This window comes from Nocardioides eburneus, assembly GCF_040838215.1.
Taxonomy (GTDB): Bacteria; Actinomycetota; Actinomycetes; order Propionibacteriales; family Nocardioidaceae; genus Nocardioides; species Nocardioides eburneus.
This window is the reverse complement of the sequence record NZ_JBFPJR010000027.1, coordinates 1-14,618: the sequence shown is the minus strand read 5'-3', so window position 1 is coordinate 14,618 and position 14,618 is coordinate 1. Positions and strand designations below refer to the sequence as shown.

Here is a 14,618-nt window from a genome sequence, read left to right as displayed (position 1 = left end):
GCCCCGACCGTGTCGCGTGCGTGGCCTAGCGTCTACGATCGCTGAGTCGTCGATCCGGGAGACTGGCATGCCCATGAGGCCGCGTACGTGGCTCTGCTCGCTCCTTGTCGTGGTCGCGTTGCTCGGTGTCGCCGGTTGCGGAGGATCCGACGACCCGAATGCGGACGCCTCGACGCCGACCGCGCACGGCGGCTGGTCCCGGCAGGAGCACCAGTGGCGGTGGCGAACCCCCAACGAGGCCGCAGCAGGGTTCTCCGACTACTTCGCGGCCTCCGCGCGCAGTTGCGGGAAACCGGTGTCTGCGCTCGGCGTCACGCCACTCGTCGGCGGCGTCTCGCCGCAGATCCTGGACAGCTACTCGTGCCGCAATGTCATGACCGCCGCGGAGGTGCAGCAGGGCTGCTATCGCGATGTCGTCCGGCTCGCGCCCGGCGCGAAGAACCAGCGCGGCACGGAGGTCGCATCCGGGCAGCAGCGCTTCCAGATGGACTGGTCGGGCGAGATCCGCTGCCCGATCGCGCCGGGGTCCAACGAAAATCGCGCGCGTCAGGAGCAGGGCTCCTACGAGGTCACCGTCGAACACGACTCGGACGTGTGGATCGTGACGGCCTTCAAGGTGCTCACCGGACCGGGGGCCGGGCACTCGTCGAGATGAGCCTCGTGTCAAGGGACAGCAGGAACTGCCCGGTGGCGGACATGAAACCTGCCCGCTGGCGGCTACGCGATCAGCGGCGGCGAGGTGGCGTTCGTGCAGGCGCTGATGTCGGAGTAAGCGCAGGAGCCAGCTTCCTGCACGTGCGGCAAGCTGGCGCCCACGAGGTGTGTCAGTCGGTTGAGCCGCCCGGCGGTCGCTCGCGTTTGTCGGCTGCCTTCTTCCGCTGGAACGCACGCCAGTAGGGGACTCCGACCAGCAGCAGAACGATGACGACGGCCCCGATTGTTCCGAGGGGCGTGGCCTTTCCCGTGGTCGCTTGGTGGTGCACGACCCAGAGGTTGATGGAGATCATCGACTCCCATTCCCATACTTTGGCGAGGAACGCCGTCTGCTTGTGTGCCTGGATCGCGTGATGCCCGCCTTCTGAGCCGCCCGTGAGCCCGCACAGGGGCATCCGGAAAGGAGAGTCAGTGAGGAGGCAAGAATGACCGTAGCGCCTAAGATCAATGTGCGACGCATGGCGGCTCCTAGCGGGTCTTCGCCCTTCTCTAAGATAGACGGATACTCGCATTCTGACTTTTAATAGAAAGTCACCGGCGCTGCCTTACGGAATCACTTCTTCGGGATCCACCAATTGGTGTCTTCGGGGCCGCCGTTGTGGGAGAAGGTCACCCAGATCCCGTCGGTAGGCATGTTGACGATGTTGAAGACAACCCAGCCGTCCACGCACTTGCCGACCGTGTCGTAGGACTTGAACGTGGTGTCGGGCAGGATCTGCCCCTTCGCACCGAGGAAGCGGAGGGTGCGCTCGCTGCCTGTGGCGGCATCGCCGATGATCCGTGAGCCGCGGCTACGCGATCAGCGGCGGTGAGGTGGCGTTCGTGCAGGCGCTGATGCCGGAGGCGTGAGGGCCGGTCTCCGCTGAGCCGCGAACCATGGAGTGAGAGGCGCACCCGGTGCGCTCAACGCTCCACGGTCCGGCGGCGGAGGCCGACCCAGGATATCCATACCAGCACGCTGCAGACAGCCGCGGCGAGGGCGAGCAGACCGAGCAGGGCGGTGCCCACGACGTAGTTCGACGGCCCAGGCACCTCCTTGAGCGCACCTGCGTCGTAGTAGATCCGGTGCCCGGCGGCGACCTTGCCGCAGCCATACTTCCCAGACTTCAGCTGTACGACGAGGGTCGCCGGCCCGTGAGGCGTCGTGGCGATGTGGGCCGAGCACCCCTGCGACGCGCCGACGACGTAGCCGCTGGTCAGATCTCCCGGGCCCTGCTGGTGGACCGCGTTCGCGCTGAGCCCCAGGATCACGGCGAAGATCGGCAGACCGATCAGGAACACGAAGCGGGTGAAAGCGGTCGCACCCCACCAGGGTGGGCTGGGGCTCGTTTGCGGTGTCGTCGTCATCGTGCCCTGAGATTAGTGTGCCCTGGGATTGGGTGTGCAGCGGCCGGATGGATGAGGTCAGGGCGCGCGGTGACGTAAGTGAGAGCGGCGTGCCGACGGTATCGACCGACGTCCGGCGACGGCCCGGAAAACGGGTGGAGTGCAGTGCACTCAGGCGCTGTCGCCCGGGCCGTCGTCCAGGTGCTTCCCCCGAGCGGCGCGGTCGCGCTGACTCCCGCGTACCGGCGTCGCGAGCTTGGTCGCGAAGTAGATCGCAGCACCGATGAGGATGACGACGACGAAGACGACGGTCGTCCAGATGGTCCAGTGGGCAGTTCCGTTGCCGAAGTGCCCGCCGTACGTGCGCTCCTGCAACGTCCAGGGAACGAGGGTGTTCAAGCCGTACTCCTAGTGGCCCGCAGCGTGCGCATGGGCGTGTTCATGGTGTTCCTGCCAGTGTTCACCTACGCCCGACGCGGCCTCGGTGCCGGCCTCGGTGAGGAGGATGTCGACCCACCACCACGTCGCCGTCGTCGGTGGCGCGCGTCGCGGTGTGGTCGTTTGAGCCCCAGGATGACGGCGAAGATCGGCAGGCCGATCAGGCATACCCATCCAGGTCGCTCATGGCTGGTGTGCCGGTGAGCGCTCGGACGCCCTGATCTGATGCCTCAGGCGCAGCGCTGCCGCGAGACCGCCGACCGCCAGGAAGAGGCACGCGATCGTCCCGGGGAGGGAGTTGTCGGAGGCTGCACCCAGACCGCTGACTCCGGCGAGGATGACGACCGCGATGCAGTACCAGATCCCGAGACGCTTGCGGGCGAGGAGGCCCGGCTCCATCGACGAGCTCGGCTTGGCCGGCGCGGACGGTGAGCCCGACGGCGACCGTCTGACGCTCCGGTGCTCGGCGCGTGACGTCACGACGGAGAAGGGGAGGAACAGCAGGCCGACGATGACCAGCATGGTGATCCCGAACGCGTCGTACATGTGGGTCGCCAGGGGGTACAACGCCACGCAGCCTGCTCCTAGCAGCGAGAGCACGGTGGGCTACCCCCTACTCCCGTTCGGGCGTTCAGCAGATGCGGGCCGGCGCCTGCGCCCCGTGACCCAGGAGACCCAGACCAGGATCGTGAGCGCCGCCGACCCAGCGCCGAGGAGACCCAGGACGACTGTCCCGACGAGATAGTTCGAGGGCCCCGGCACCTCCTTGAGGGTCGCAGCGTCGTAGTAGACCTTGGCGCCGGCCTTCCAGCCGCACGTGCCGTGCATGGGCCGACGCCCCTGGACGGTTGCCGTCGGGGAGCCGCCCCTGCTGTCCGCCACCTGCCCCGAGCACTGGTTCGTGCTGGCGACGGCGTAGCCGACACTGACGCTGCCGGGGCCCTGGGCGTGCACGGCGAGTGCGGACAGGGCGAAGACGACCGTCACGAGCGGAAGCCCGATCAGGCACAGGCCGCGCGTGAACCAGTTGGCGTCCCAGCGTACGGCGGGACTGAGCCAGAAGTTCGTCATCGAGTCGCGATCCTAGCGGCCACGGGCGACCGCGTGGGGTGAGCGAACGCTCCTCAGGCTCGTCGGAGCCGGCGTATCCAGGCCACCCACACCAGGACGGTCAGGTACGCCGAACCGGCGGCAAGAAGGCCGAGGAGGGCTGTGCCGACGAGGTAGTTCGACGGACCGGGACTTTCGTACAGGGTGACCGGGTCGTAGTAGATCCGCTGGCCGGTGGTGATCTTTCCGCAGATGCTGCGCGACGACCGGCTCAGGTGCACCTCGACGGTCGGCGCGCCTCCAGGGGTGGAGGACAGGCTTCCGGTGCAGGCGTCGTCGGAGGTCTTCGCAACGAAGTATCCGGTGCTGGGGTCGCCGCTGCCCTGGGTGTGGACGGCGAGCGCGGCCAGGGCGAAGACGACTGTCACGAGCGGAAGCCCGATCAGGCACAGGCCGCGGGTGAACCAGTTGGCGTCCCACCGTACGGCGGGACTGAGCCAGAAGTTCGTCATCGAGTCGCGATCCTAGCGTTCATGGGCGCCCGCCTGGGGTGACGAGGCGTCGGGCGCGGCTACGCGATCAGCGGCGCGAGGTGGCGTTCGTGTAGGCGCTGATGTCGGAGGCGTGAGTGCCGCAACCGTGGAGTGGGATGCGCACCGGATGCGTCTAGCGCTCCACGGTCCGTTCCGCCGGCATCTCCGCCGCCCTGATCTGGTTTCGGAGTCGTAGGAGGATCCACAGGACGAAAGCGCCGAGGAGCCCGAAGCTGATTGCCTCCGGCCAGACCTGTCCGGCGAGCCCGAGCACCACGAACAGGGCGCAGAAGACGACGATGCCGCCGCAGGCCCGTACGCCGAGCTTCTTGCGGGCGAGCAGCCCTGGCTCCATCGCCGGCCGCTTGAGATCCGCGCCGGCTCCGGCGGCCGCCTGTTCTGCCGATGCCTTCTTCTGTGCGCGTGCCGCGACGACGGCGAACGGTACGAACATCGCCGCGACGACCAGGCCGACGATGGCGCCGAAGTAGGAACCGCTCACGAGCCGTTGCCAGCGCTGTGGTCGACGTGCTTCCCGAGCGGGTCGCCGTTGCGCTGGCTCCCACGCACCGGCTCGACGTTGCGGTATGCGAAGAACATGATGACGATGATCACGAAGGGCACCGCAACGATCAACGACAGGATGACGACCGTCGTCGTGCCCCACCGAAGATGACCGGCCAGCTTGCCGCCGATCACGACGCGGCCGAGGACCACGACCAACAAGAAGATGATCACGCTCCCCAGACCCTTCAAGATGGTCATGGCGGGATGGCGCTTCTGGCTGCTCATCATGTGGTGCTCGCCTTCGGGACGGATCGGCTTGATACGGCGCAGTGGACCAAGCTTGGTCCCGTTCGTCGTCACGATCAGGCCATATCGCTCGGATGATATCGGCCTGTCCGGTCTCCAACCGTGCGCTGGACCTCCTCCACGGGCATCTGGAGCCGTTCGAGCGTGCGCTCCATTCGCCGTGCCGGGTCCGCGACCGCCGTTTTGGTCGCTCGTGTCGGGGTAGGACACTGGCGTGAGCGATCCCCAGTGGCTTCAGGGCACGCGCGTCGTTCTTCCCGAGTACGCCGCCCGGCGCCGCCCGCGGTCCGTGATCGCGGCTGGGGTGATCGCGATCCTGCAGTGTGCGCTCGCGGGCTTCGTCGCCGGTTTCATCATGTTCTTCGGCGGGCTGATCCTGTTCGTTCCGCTCCTCGCCCTGCCCTGCGGGCTCGGCGTGATCGTCGCGGCCTTGACGATCGCTGGGTCCAACGCCGGCCGCATCCTGCTCACCCTCGCCGCAGGCGGGGTCAGCCTGGTGTGCCTCGTCGCCGCGGTCCTGGTCGCCGCCGACGGCGATGCCAGCCAGTTGCTGACACTGTTCTACGCGGTATGGGGCACGGTTGCCGGCCTGGTGGTCCCGCTGCTGTACGTCGGCGGGGCCAACGCCTGGTTCGCGGGGAGGCGCTGAGGATCTGATCGCGCGGTCGCACCGTCGGCGTGCCGACCCACCAGCGAGGCAGCGCCCCTTCGCTTCACGCTCGCACGCGAGACTCTGAAAGAATGAGCGCATGGCGCGCGTGGTGATCATCGGTGGCGGTCCGGGCGGCTACGAGGCGGCGCTGGTGGCGCACGACCTCGGAGCCGAGGTGACGGTGGTGGACCGCGACGGCCTCGGTGGCTCCGCGGTCCTGACCGACTGCGTCCCGAGCAAGACCCTGATCGCGACCTCCGACGTCATGATCGACATGACGGCCGCGCCCGAGCTCGGCATCAACTTCGAGGACCCGAGCGGTGACGCGGCGACGACCATCAAGGTCGACCTCGGCACGGTCAACGCCCGGGTGAAGGCCCTGGCCGCCGCGCAGTCGCGCGACATCGAGGAGCGCCTCTCGCGGCGCGGGATCCGGATCATGAAGGGTGTCGGCCGGCTCGGCAAGGGCGCCGGCGCCGGCGGGGGACAGGTCGTTGCGACGGCGCCCGACGGCACCGACCAGGCGCTCGACGCCGACGCCGTGCTCATCGCGACCGGCGCCCACCCGCGCACGCTCCCGACCGCCCAGCCCGACGGCGAGCGCATCCTGACCTGGGAGCAGGTCTATGACCTGACCGAGGTCCCCAGCCACATGATCGTCGTGGGCTCCGGCGTCACCGGAGCGGAGTTCGCGTCGGCGTACCTCTCCCTCGGGATCGAGGTCACGCTGGTCTCCTCCCGCGACCGGGTGCTGCCCGGCGAGGACGCGGATGCGGCGACGGTGCTCGAGGACGTCCTCACCCGGCGCGGCATGCATGTGCTCGGCAAGAGCCGCATGGAGTCGGTGACGCGTGAGGGCGACACGGTGACGGTGACCCTGACCGACGGCCGACAGGTGACCGGCTCCCACTGCATCCTGGCGCTGGGGTCGATCCCCAACACCCAGGGGCTCGGTCTCGAGGAGGCCGGCGTCCAGCTCGACGACGGTGGGTTCATCCGGATCGACCGGGTCTCGCGCACGACCGCGCCGGGCGTGTACGCCGCCGGCGACTGCACCGGTGGCTTCATGCTCGCCTCGGTGGCCGCGATGGCGGGCCGGATCGCGATGCGCCACTTCCTCGGCGACGCCGTCCGTCCGCTCAACCTCCGCGAGGTCAGCTCCAACGTCTTCACCAGCCCGGAGATCGCCACCGTCGGCGTCACCCAGGCCCAGATCGACAAGGGCGAGGAGATCGCCGAGATCGTGCGGCTCGACCTGGCCGGCAACCCCCGTGCGAAGATGCAGGGCGTCCGCGACGGGTTCGTGAAGATCTTCGCCCGGCCCGGGTCCGGCACGATCGTCGGCGGGGTCGTGGTGGGCCCGCGTGCGAGCGAACTGATCCACCCGATCGCGCTCGCCGTGTCCGCCAACATCACGGTCGACCAGATGGCGGCGTCCTACACGGTCTACCCGTCGATGAGCGGCTCGCTCGCCGAAGCGGCGCGCCGCCTCCACCACGTCGACTGATCCTTGCCGCCGACCGACTCGGCCGGCACGAGCGACCCGCGGATTCACCTGAAGCCCCTTGCCACGTCGTCCGCGGCAGGTAGCCTCGGGCTCCATGCGCGCTTTCACGCAGTCTCGGATGCGGGTCCAGACCCTCGCGGCGACCGCAGCCACGCTCGTCGCCGTCATCGCCTCGGGCGGTGCCGCCTGTGCGGAGGACGCGGCGCCCAAGCCCCTCTCGGCGTCGACGAAGATCACCATCACGGGGCACGGGTGGGGGCACGGCCATGGGATGGCGCAGTGGGGTGCGCAGGGCGCCGCACTGAAGGGGAAGACCTACAACCAGATCCTGAGCTTCTACTACCCGGGCACGAAGCAGGGGAAGGCGGGCGGCAACGTCCGCGCCCTCGTCAGTGCCGACACGACCCCTGACGTTGTGGTCCAGGCGCGCACCAAGCTCGTCGCCCGGGCATTGTCGACCGGCCGGGCGTGGGACCTGACGAAGCTTCACCCGCATGCCACCCGCTTCCGGATCGTGCCGACCACCGGTGGGAGGACGGCGCTCGCCTACCTCACGACGGGCTGGCACCGGATGGCGACGGTGAACGGCGACATGACCTTCTATGCGAAGGGTCAGCCGATCCGGCTCTACCTGCCGCACGGCTCGGCGGAATACCGCGGCACGCTCCGCTCCACCGCCCCCGTCAAGGGGAAGTGGAACCGCGACACCGTCAACATCCTGTCGCTCGACAACTACCTCAAGGGCGTCGTTCCCGGGGAGGTCTACCCGACCTGGCAGCCGGCCGCGCTCCGCGCTCAGGCGATCGCCGCGCGGAGCTACGCCGCCTTCCAGCGCGACGCGGGCGGCCACGGCTACTACGACGTCGTCGACACGACGGGGGACCAGGTCTACAAGGGGTACGACGCGGAGGTCGCCTCCACCAACGCCGCCGTGACCGCGACCGCCGGCATGGTCCGCACGTCGGGTGGCAAGCCGGCATACACCCAGTTCAGCGCGTCCAACGGCGGGTTCATGCTCAAGGGGAGCAAGCCCTACCTCGTGTCGAAGAAGGACCCGTACGACACGAAGGCGTCGGGGGACAAGAACGTCAACTGGACGAGGACGCTGACGGTGAAGCAGATCCAGAAGGCGGCGGACGTCGGCAAGGTCGTGTCGATGGCGGTGACGAAGCGGGTCGCCGGCACGGGGGGCCGCTACGTCGCCGAGGTGACGATCGTGGGGACCACGAGGACGGCCCACCCCAGCGGAGAGACGTTGAAGTCATGGTTCGGCCTGAACTCGAGCTGGTTCGACGTCTCCGTGCCGAAGTCGTGAAACCTCAGCGCGGCGCGTAGGTGAGGCAGTCCGCGGTGTCGGTGGCCGGCCCGATCTCGATGCCCTCGGCGGTGCACTCGAGCATCGAGTTGTGCACGCAGTCGGCGCGCTGGCACGCGCCGACGTGGCCGACGTCGTCGGTGCCGCCCTTGCTGCCGTTCGCGTAGTAGGTGCCGCACGCCGAGCTGTCGTGCATCACCGTGATCGCGGCGGCGTGGCAGTCGTGGTCGTGGTTGTAGGAGCAGCCATCGACGCTGCAGGTGCTGATGATCGGCAGAGCGAGAGTGGTCATGGGTGCCTCCGATGGGATGGCCCGTGCGGGCGGGATGCCGATGCGTCTACCGTGCACCCGCCCGCACCGTCGGTCCAGCCAGGAGAGGCTTACCTGACCGGGACGTCCGCGGCCGAGGAGCAGTCGGTCCCGTCCTGCAGCGTAGGACGGGACCGACCGGGGCGCCCGATCAACCGACCTGGTCGACCTGCACAGATGCCGTCCCGGAGCCGAGGACGAGGACGAGGTCGCCGCCTTCGACGGACTGGGTGCCGCTGATGGCGAGCCGCTGGACGACGCCGTCGACGGGGGCGGTGATGGCCGCCTCCATCTTCATCGCCTCGATGGTGGCGAGGGTGTCGCCGGCCTTGACCTGATCGCCCTCCTTGACCGCGAGGGTGACCGCGCCCTGGAACGGCGCGGCGACCTGGCCGGGGACGTTCGGGTCGGCCTTCTCGGCGTCCTTGATCTCGGCCGAGACGGAGCGGTCGCGGACCGGGATCGGCCGCATCTGGCCGTTGATGGTGGCCATGACGGTGCGGTAGCCGCGCTCGTCGGGCTCGCTGACGGCCTCGACACCGAGGATGATCGTCTTGCCCTCGTCGAGCTGGACGAGGTGCTCCTCGCCGGGGCGCAGGCCGTAGAGGAAGTCGATGGTCGGGATGACCGAGACGTTGCCCCACTTGGACCGGGCCTCGAGGTAGTCCCGGGTCGGGCCGGGGAAGAGCAGTCGGTTGAGGGTGGCGCGCCGGTCGGTCTCCAGCCCCTTGGCGTCCTCGGCCGAGAGCTCCTCGGCCGGCGGTGTCCAGGGTCGGCCGGCGGTGGCCTTGGTGCGGAAGGGCTCGGGCCAGCCGCCGGGCGGGTCGCCGAGCTCGCCGTGGAGGAAGCCGATCACGCTCGCGGGCACGTCGTACGACGCCGGGTCGGCCTCGAAGTCCAACGGATCGGCGCCCGCGGCGACGAGGGAGAGGGCGAGGTCGCCGATGACCTTCGAGGAGGGCGTGACCTTCGGGACGCGGCCGAGGATGTCGTTGGCGGCGGCGTAGGTGTCCTCGATCTGCTCGAACTTCTCCCCGAGGCCGAGCGCGATGGCCTGCTGGCGCAGGTTGGAGAGCTGGCCGCCGGGGATCTCGTGGCGGTAGACCCGCCCGGTCGGGGCGGGCAGCCCGGACTCGAAGGGCGCGTAGACCCGGCGCACGGCCTCCCAGTAGGGCTCGAGCGCGTTGACGGCTCCCAGATCCAGCCCACTCGCGCGGTCGGTGAAGTCGGTCGCGGCGACCAGGGAGGACAGCGGCGGCTGGGAGGTGGTGCCGGCCATGGCGGCACAGGCGGCGTCGACCGCGTCGACGCCGGCCTCGATCGCGGCGGTCAGGGTCGCGAGCTGGCCGCCGGCGGTGTCGTGGGTGTGCAGGTGGACCGGCAGGTCGAACCGCTCGCGCAGGGCGGTCACCAGGGTGCGGGCCGCGGGGGCGCGCAGCAGGCCGGCCATGTCCTTGATCGCCAGCACGTGGGCGCCGGCCTCGACGATCTGCTCGGCCAGGCGGAGGTAGTAGTCGAGGGTGTAGAGCCTCTCTCCGGGGTTCGACAGGTCGCCGGTGTAGCACAGCGCGACCTCGGCGAGGGTGGTGCCGGTGGCGCGGACGGCGTCGATCGCGGGCCGCATCTGGGCGACGTCGTTGAGGGCGTCGAAGATGCGGAACACGTCGATGCCGGTCGATGCCGCCTCCTCGACGAAGGCGTCGGTGACCCGGGTGGGGTAGGGGGTGTAGCCGACCGTGTTGCGGCCGCGCAGCAGCATCTGCAGGCCGATGTTGGGCACCGCCTCGCGCAGGCTCGCCAGCCGCTCCCACGGGTCCTCGTGCAGGAACCGCAGCGCGACGTCGTACGTCGCCCCGCCCCAGGCCTCCAGCGACCACAGCTGCGGCGTCATCCGGGCCACGTGGCCTGCGACCGCGAGCAGGTCGTAGGAGCGCACCCGGGTGGCCAGCAGCGACTGGTGGGCGTCGCGGAAGGTGGTGTCGGTCACCGCCACCTGGGCCTGGGCGCGCAACTGGGCCGCGAACGCGTCGGGACCGAGCTCGAGAAGCCGCTGCCGGGAGCCCTCGGGCGCCGGCGCGCTCAGGTCGATCTCGGGCAGCTTGCTCACCGCCTCGACGGTGACCGGCGCGCAGCCGTGGGGCTGGTTGACGGTGACGTCGGCGAGGTAGGTGAGCAGCTTGGTGCCGCGGTCGCCCGACGCGCGTGCCGTCAGGAGCTGCGGGTGTGTCTCGATGAAGCTGGTCGTGATCCGCCCGGCGATGAAGTCGGGGTCGTCGAGCAGCGCCTGCAGGAACGGGATGTTGGTGGCCACCCCGCGGATGCGGAACTCCGCCACCGCACGCCGCGCCCGCATCACCGCGTCGGCGTGCGTGCGCCCGCGGCAGGTCAGCTTCGCGAGCATCGAGTCGAAGTGCGGAGAGATCTCCGCGCCGGAGTAGGTCGTGCCACCGTCGACCCGCACCCCGGCACCGCCCGGCGAGCGGTAGGTCGTGATCTTGCCGGTGTCGGGACGGAAGCCGTTGGCCGGGTCCTCGGTGGTGATCCGGCACTGCATCGCGGCACCGCGCAGCCGCACGCTGTCCTGGGACAGGCCCAGGTCGGCCAGCGTCTCACCCGAGGCGATCCGCATCTGCGACTGCACCAGGTCGACATCGGTGACCTCCTCGGTCACGGTGTGCTCGACCTGGATGCGGGGGTTCATCTCGATGAAGACGTAGTTGCCCGCCGGGTCGAGCAGGAACTCCACCGTGCCGGCGCAGCGGTAGCCGATCTGGCGGGCGAACCTCACCGCGTCCGCGCAGATCCGCGCCCGCAGGTCGGGGTCGAGGTTGGGCGCCGGCGCGATCTCGACGACCTTCTGGTGACGACGCTGGACCGAGCAGTCCCGCTCGAAGAGGTGAATGACCTCGCCCTCGCCGTCGGCCAGGATCTGCACCTCGATGTGACGCGGCTCGACGACCGCCTGCTCGATGAAGACCGTCGGATCCCCGAAGGCCGCCTCGGCCTCGCGCATGCAGACCTCGACGGCCTCCCGCAGCCGGGCGGCGTCCGGGCCGGGCTCGTCCACCCGGCGCATCCCGCGGCCACCACCACCGGCGACGGCCTTCACGAACAGCGGGTAGCGCATGTCGGCGGCCGCGGCCAGCAGCGTGTCGATATCGGTCGAGGGCTCGACAGACTCCAGGGTGGGTACGCCGGCCGCGCGGGCGGCCGCGATCGCGCGCGCCTTGTTGCCGGTCAGCTCCAAGACCTGCGCCGAAGGACCGATGAAGGTGATGCCGGCCGCCGCGCACGCCTCGGCCAGCGCGGGATTCTCCGACAAGAACCCATAACCGGGATAGACGGCGTCCGCGCCCGCCTTCTTCGCGACCTCCACGATCGCCTCGGGGTCGAGATAGGCCCGCACCGGGTGGCCCTTCTCCCCGATCTGATAGGCCTCATCGGCCTTCAACCGGTGCTCGGAGCCCCGGTCCTCGTACGGGAAGACCGCCACGGTCTTCGCACCCAGCTCATAGGCCGCGCGGAAAGCTCGGATCGCGATCTCACCACGGTTGGCCACCAACACCTTGGAGAACATGGCGCACAACCTACCGAGGACAGCGGGGAGCGCTCGGCTGTCTCACGGAGTGCGGCGGTGAGCCGGCCACACCACGGTGGGTCGTGATCGTGCGCGGGCTCCAAGGCGCGTACGCCGGCGCTCAGCCCGGAGCCGGCCGGACCTGGTGGGAACTGGTGGGACGGGCGGCATCCGACGGAGGAGGCCTTGCCCGGCTCAGCCCTCGCCGTCCCAGTGGCGGCGCCCTCGCCGGGCGGTGCGGATCGCGAGCCAGATCAGCCCGCAGAAGAGCAGGCACATGACGAACATGACCGTCAGCACCGCGGCCACGCTGGCGCCGTCGTGGGCCTGCGGAGCGTCGGTCACGAGTGCAGTGGTGAGAGGAAGCACCCAGCCATCCTGCGCCCTGATGCTGAGGGTCGGATGTGAATCGCCGGCGCTCCCGCACGGGAGCGCCGGCGAACGGTGGCAGAAACGGACGCGGGTCAGTCCTTGATCTCGGCGATGACCTGGCCGTTGGTGACGCCTCCGCCGACCTCGGCGGTGAGGCCGGTGACGGTGCCGGCCTTGTGGGCCTTGAGGGGCTGTTCCATCTTCATGGCCTCGATGACGATGATGGTGTCGCCCTCGGCCACGGTCTGACCCTCCTCGGCGACGACCTTGACGACCGTGCCCTGCATCGGGGAGGTGACGGCATCGCCGGAGACGGCGGCGCCGGCCTTCTTCCCGCCGCCGCGCTTGGGCTTCTTGGCGCCGGCTGTGGCCGGGCCGGCCGCGAGTCCACCGAGGCCGCCGGGCAGGGAGACCTCGAGGCGCTTGCCGCCGACCTCGACGACCACGGTCTGCCGCTCGGCGGTCTCGTCGGGCTCGCCGGCCTCGCCGGCGTAGGGCTGGATCTGGTTGTCGAAGTCGGTCTCGATCCAGGTGGTGTAGACGGTGAACTCGCCCTGGCCGGCGGGGTTGGAGGGGCCGACGTAGGCCGGGTCCTCGACGATCGCCTGGTGGAAGGGGATGACGGTGGGCATGCCGTCGACCTTGAACTCCGCGAGCGCGCGCCGTGAGCGCTCGAGCGCCTGGGTGCGGTCGCGACCGGTGACGATGAGCTTGGCGATGAGGGAGTCGAACGAGCCGGGGATGGTCTCGCCCTTCTCGTAGCCGCCGTCGACGCGGACGCCGGGGCCCTGCGGGGGCGCCCACTCGGTCAGGGTGCCGGGGGCAGGCATGAAGTTGCGGCCGCCGTCCTCAGCGTTGATGCGGAACTCGATGGAGTGGCTCTTGATCTCGGGGTCGTCGTAGCCCAGCTCCTCGCCGGCGGCGATGCGGAACATCTCACGGACCAGGTCGATGCCGGTGACCTCCTCGGAGACGCAGTGCTCGACCTGGAGGCGGGTGTTGACCTCGAGGAAGGAGATGGTGCCGTCCTTGGCGACGAGGAACTCGCACGTGCCGGCGCCGACGTACCCGGCCTCGCGCAGGATCGCCTTGGAGGACTCGTAGAGACGGGCGATCTGATCATCGGTGAGGAAGGGGGCGGGGGCCTCCTCGACCAGCTTCTGGTGGCGGCGCTGCAGCGAGCAGTCGCGGGTGGAGACGACCACGACGTTGCCGTGGGTGTCGGCCAGGCACTGGGTCTCGACGTGGCGGGGCTGGTCGAGGAACTTCTCCACCAGGCACTCGCCGCGGCCGAAGGCCCCGACGGCCTCGCGCACCGCGGACTCGTAGAGGTCGGGGATCTCCTCGAGGGTGCGGGCGACCTTGAGGCCGCGGCCGCCGCCGCCGAAGACCGCCTTGATCGCGACGGGCAGGCCGTATTCGCGGGCGAAGGCGACGACCTCGTCGGCGTCCTTGACCGGGTCCTTGGTGCCGGGCGCGAGCGGGGCGTTGGCCTTCTGGGCGATGTGCTTGGCCTTGGCCTTGTCGCCGAGCGCGTCGATCGCCTCGGGGGAGGGGCCGATCCAGGTCAGCCCGGCGTCGAGGACGGCCTGGGCGAACTCGGCGTTCTCGGCGAGGAAGCCGTAGCCGGGGTGCACCGAGTCAGCACCGGCCTCAGCGGCCACGCGGATGATCTTCTCGATCGAGAGGTAGGACTCGGCCGGGGTGGCGCCACCCAGGGCGTAGGCCTCGTCGGCCAGCCGGACGAAGAGCGCGTCGCGGTCGGGCTCGGCGTAGACCGCCACGGAGCCGATGCCGGCGTCCTTGCACGCGCGGATGACGCGGACGGCGATCTCACCGCGGTTCGCGATCAGGACTTTCGTGAGTGGCTTGGTCTGCGTCATACCGGGGTCGAACTCCTCCGTGTGGGATGGGCGAGCCCACTCTAGGGGAGGGGGTGGGGGGCCGCGGACCGGCGTCCGGGTGTGGTCTCCGTCACGATATGGACGACCTCAGCCTCGCATGGACCGCC

At 69.8% G+C, this 14,618-nt stretch carries 16 protein-coding genes; 4 read left to right on the top strand and 12 right to left on the bottom strand.

The genetic code is table 11. The features are described 5' to 3' along the window. The first annotated feature begins 73 nt into the window (after positions 1-73). On the top strand, positions 74-655 hold the full coding sequence (locus AB3X52_RS14435) for a hypothetical protein (RefSeq protein ID WP_367994791.1): 582 nt from the start codon (positions 74-76) through the stop codon (positions 653-655). Positions 656-824: 169 nt separating this feature from the next. Here the strand turns inward: AB3X52_RS14435 and AB3X52_RS14430 are convergent, their stop codons facing one another. The 8 genes from AB3X52_RS14430 to AB3X52_RS14395 form a co-directional block, all read right to left on the bottom strand. Then, positions 825-1,109, bottom strand: a complete 285-nt coding sequence (locus AB3X52_RS14430) for a hypothetical protein (protein WP_367994790.1) — start codon at positions 1,107-1,109, stop codon at positions 825-827. Between the two features lie 508 nt (positions 1,110-1,617). Next, positions 1,618-2,061, bottom strand: a complete 444-nt coding sequence (locus tag AB3X52_RS14425) for a hypothetical protein (protein ID WP_367994789.1) — start codon at positions 2,059-2,061, stop codon at positions 1,618-1,620. A 150-nt stretch (positions 2,062-2,211) separates the two neighbouring features. Beyond that, positions 2,212-2,439, bottom strand: coding sequence for a hypothetical protein (locus AB3X52_RS14420; RefSeq protein ID WP_367994788.1), 228 nt, complete (start codon positions 2,437-2,439; stop codon positions 2,212-2,214). A 222-nt stretch (positions 2,440-2,661) separates the two neighbouring features. Beyond that, positions 2,662-3,051: a hypothetical protein gene (locus AB3X52_RS14415; RefSeq protein WP_367994787.1), complete on the bottom strand. Its 390-nt coding sequence runs from the start codon at positions 3,049-3,051 to the stop codon at positions 2,662-2,664. Positions 3,052-3,084: 33 nt separating this feature from the next. Then, positions 3,085-3,549, bottom strand: a complete 465-nt coding sequence (locus AB3X52_RS14410) for a hypothetical protein (protein WP_367994786.1) — start codon at positions 3,547-3,549, stop codon at positions 3,085-3,087. Positions 3,550-3,602: 53 nt separating this feature from the next. Continuing rightward, entirely contained in the window at positions 3,603-4,040 is a 438-nt protein-coding gene (locus AB3X52_RS14405) for a hypothetical protein (RefSeq protein WP_367994785.1), read from the bottom strand. A 154-nt stretch (positions 4,041-4,194) separates the two neighbouring features. After that, a complete protein-coding gene (locus tag AB3X52_RS14400; protein ID WP_367994784.1) occupies positions 4,195-4,563 on the bottom strand; it encodes a hypothetical protein in 369 nt (122 codons plus the stop codon). Further along, positions 4,560-4,928, bottom strand: coding sequence for a hypothetical protein (locus AB3X52_RS14395; protein WP_367994783.1), 369 nt, complete (start codon positions 4,926-4,928; stop codon positions 4,560-4,562). The genes AB3X52_RS14400 and AB3X52_RS14395 overlap by 4 nt, the downstream gene beginning before the upstream one ends. 160 nt (positions 4,929-5,088) lie before the next feature. Here AB3X52_RS14395 and AB3X52_RS14390 point away from each other — a divergent pair, with 160 nt between their 5' ends. The 3 genes from AB3X52_RS14390 (at position 5,089) to AB3X52_RS14380 (ending at position 8,348) form a co-directional block, all read left to right on the top strand. Then, positions 5,089-5,523 (top strand): hypothetical protein, encoded by a 435-nt coding sequence (locus AB3X52_RS14390; RefSeq protein ID WP_367994782.1) that lies wholly within the window; start codon positions 5,089-5,091, stop codon positions 5,521-5,523. Positions 5,524-5,623: 100 nt separating this feature from the next. Further along, positions 5,624-7,033, top strand: a complete 1,410-nt coding sequence (locus AB3X52_RS14385; protein WP_367994781.1) for an NAD(P)H-quinone dehydrogenase — start codon at positions 5,624-5,626, stop codon at positions 7,031-7,033. Between the two features lie 94 nt (positions 7,034-7,127). After that, positions 7,128-8,348: a SpoIID/LytB domain-containing protein gene (locus AB3X52_RS14380; protein WP_367994780.1), complete on the top strand. Its 1,221-nt coding sequence runs from the start codon at positions 7,128-7,130 to the stop codon at positions 8,346-8,348. Between the two features lie 4 nt (positions 8,349-8,352). On the opposite strand, the gene AB3X52_RS14375 is transcribed toward AB3X52_RS14380, so the two are convergent. The 4 genes from AB3X52_RS14375 to AB3X52_RS14360 all read right to left on the bottom strand — a co-directional run bounded on the left by AB3X52_RS14375 (position 8,353) and on the right by AB3X52_RS14360 (position 14,490). Then, entirely contained in the window at positions 8,353-8,640 is a 288-nt protein-coding gene (locus AB3X52_RS14375) for a DUF1540 domain-containing protein (RefSeq protein ID WP_367994779.1), read from the bottom strand. 169 nt (positions 8,641-8,809) lie between these two features. Further along, positions 8,810-12,235, bottom strand: coding sequence for a pyruvate carboxylase (locus AB3X52_RS14370; RefSeq protein ID WP_367994778.1), 3,426 nt, complete (start codon positions 12,233-12,235; stop codon positions 8,810-8,812). A 195-nt stretch (positions 12,236-12,430) separates the two neighbouring features. Then, positions 12,431-12,604, bottom strand: coding sequence for a hypothetical protein (locus AB3X52_RS14365; RefSeq protein ID WP_367994777.1), 174 nt, complete (start codon positions 12,602-12,604; stop codon positions 12,431-12,433). A gap of 95 nt (positions 12,605-12,699) precedes the next feature. Next, positions 12,700-14,490: an acetyl/propionyl/methylcrotonyl-CoA carboxylase subunit alpha gene (locus AB3X52_RS14360; protein WP_367994776.1), complete on the bottom strand. Its 1,791-nt coding sequence runs from the start codon at positions 14,488-14,490 to the stop codon at positions 12,700-12,702. Between the last annotated feature and the right edge of the window lie 128 nt (positions 14,491-14,618).

Coding starts and splice junctions, on each gene's coding strand:
- AB3X52_RS14435 (WP_367994791.1), top strand. CDS start 74: ATGAGGCCGCGTACGTGGCTCTGCTCGCTCCTTGTCGTGGTCGCGTTG.
- AB3X52_RS14430 (WP_367994790.1), bottom strand. CDS start 1,109: ATGCCCCTGTGCGGGCTCACGGGCGGCTCAGAAGGCGGGCATCACGCG.
- AB3X52_RS14425 (WP_367994789.1), bottom strand. CDS start 2,061: ATGACGACGACACCGCAAACGAGCCCCAGCCCACCCTGGTGGGGTGCG.
- AB3X52_RS14410 (WP_367994786.1), bottom strand. CDS start 3,549: ATGACGAACTTCTGGCTCAGTCCCGCCGTACGCTGGGACGCCAACTGG.
- AB3X52_RS14405 (WP_367994785.1), bottom strand. CDS start 4,040: ATGACGAACTTCTGGCTCAGTCCCGCCGTACGGTGGGACGCCAACTGG.
- AB3X52_RS14385 (WP_367994781.1), top strand. CDS start 5,624: ATGGCGCGCGTGGTGATCATCGGTGGCGGTCCGGGCGGCTACGAGGCG.
- AB3X52_RS14380 (WP_367994780.1), top strand. CDS start 7,128: ATGCGCGCTTTCACGCAGTCTCGGATGCGGGTCCAGACCCTCGCGGCG.
- AB3X52_RS14375 (WP_367994779.1), bottom strand. CDS start 8,640: ATGACCACTCTCGCTCTGCCGATCATCAGCACCTGCAGCGTCGATGGC.
- AB3X52_RS14370 (WP_367994778.1), bottom strand. CDS start 12,235: ATGTTCTCCAAGGTGTTGGTGGCCAACCGTGGTGAGATCGCGATCCGA.
- AB3X52_RS14360 (WP_367994776.1), bottom strand. CDS start 14,490: ATGACGCAGACCAAGCCACTCACGAAAGTCCTGATCGCGAACCGCGGT.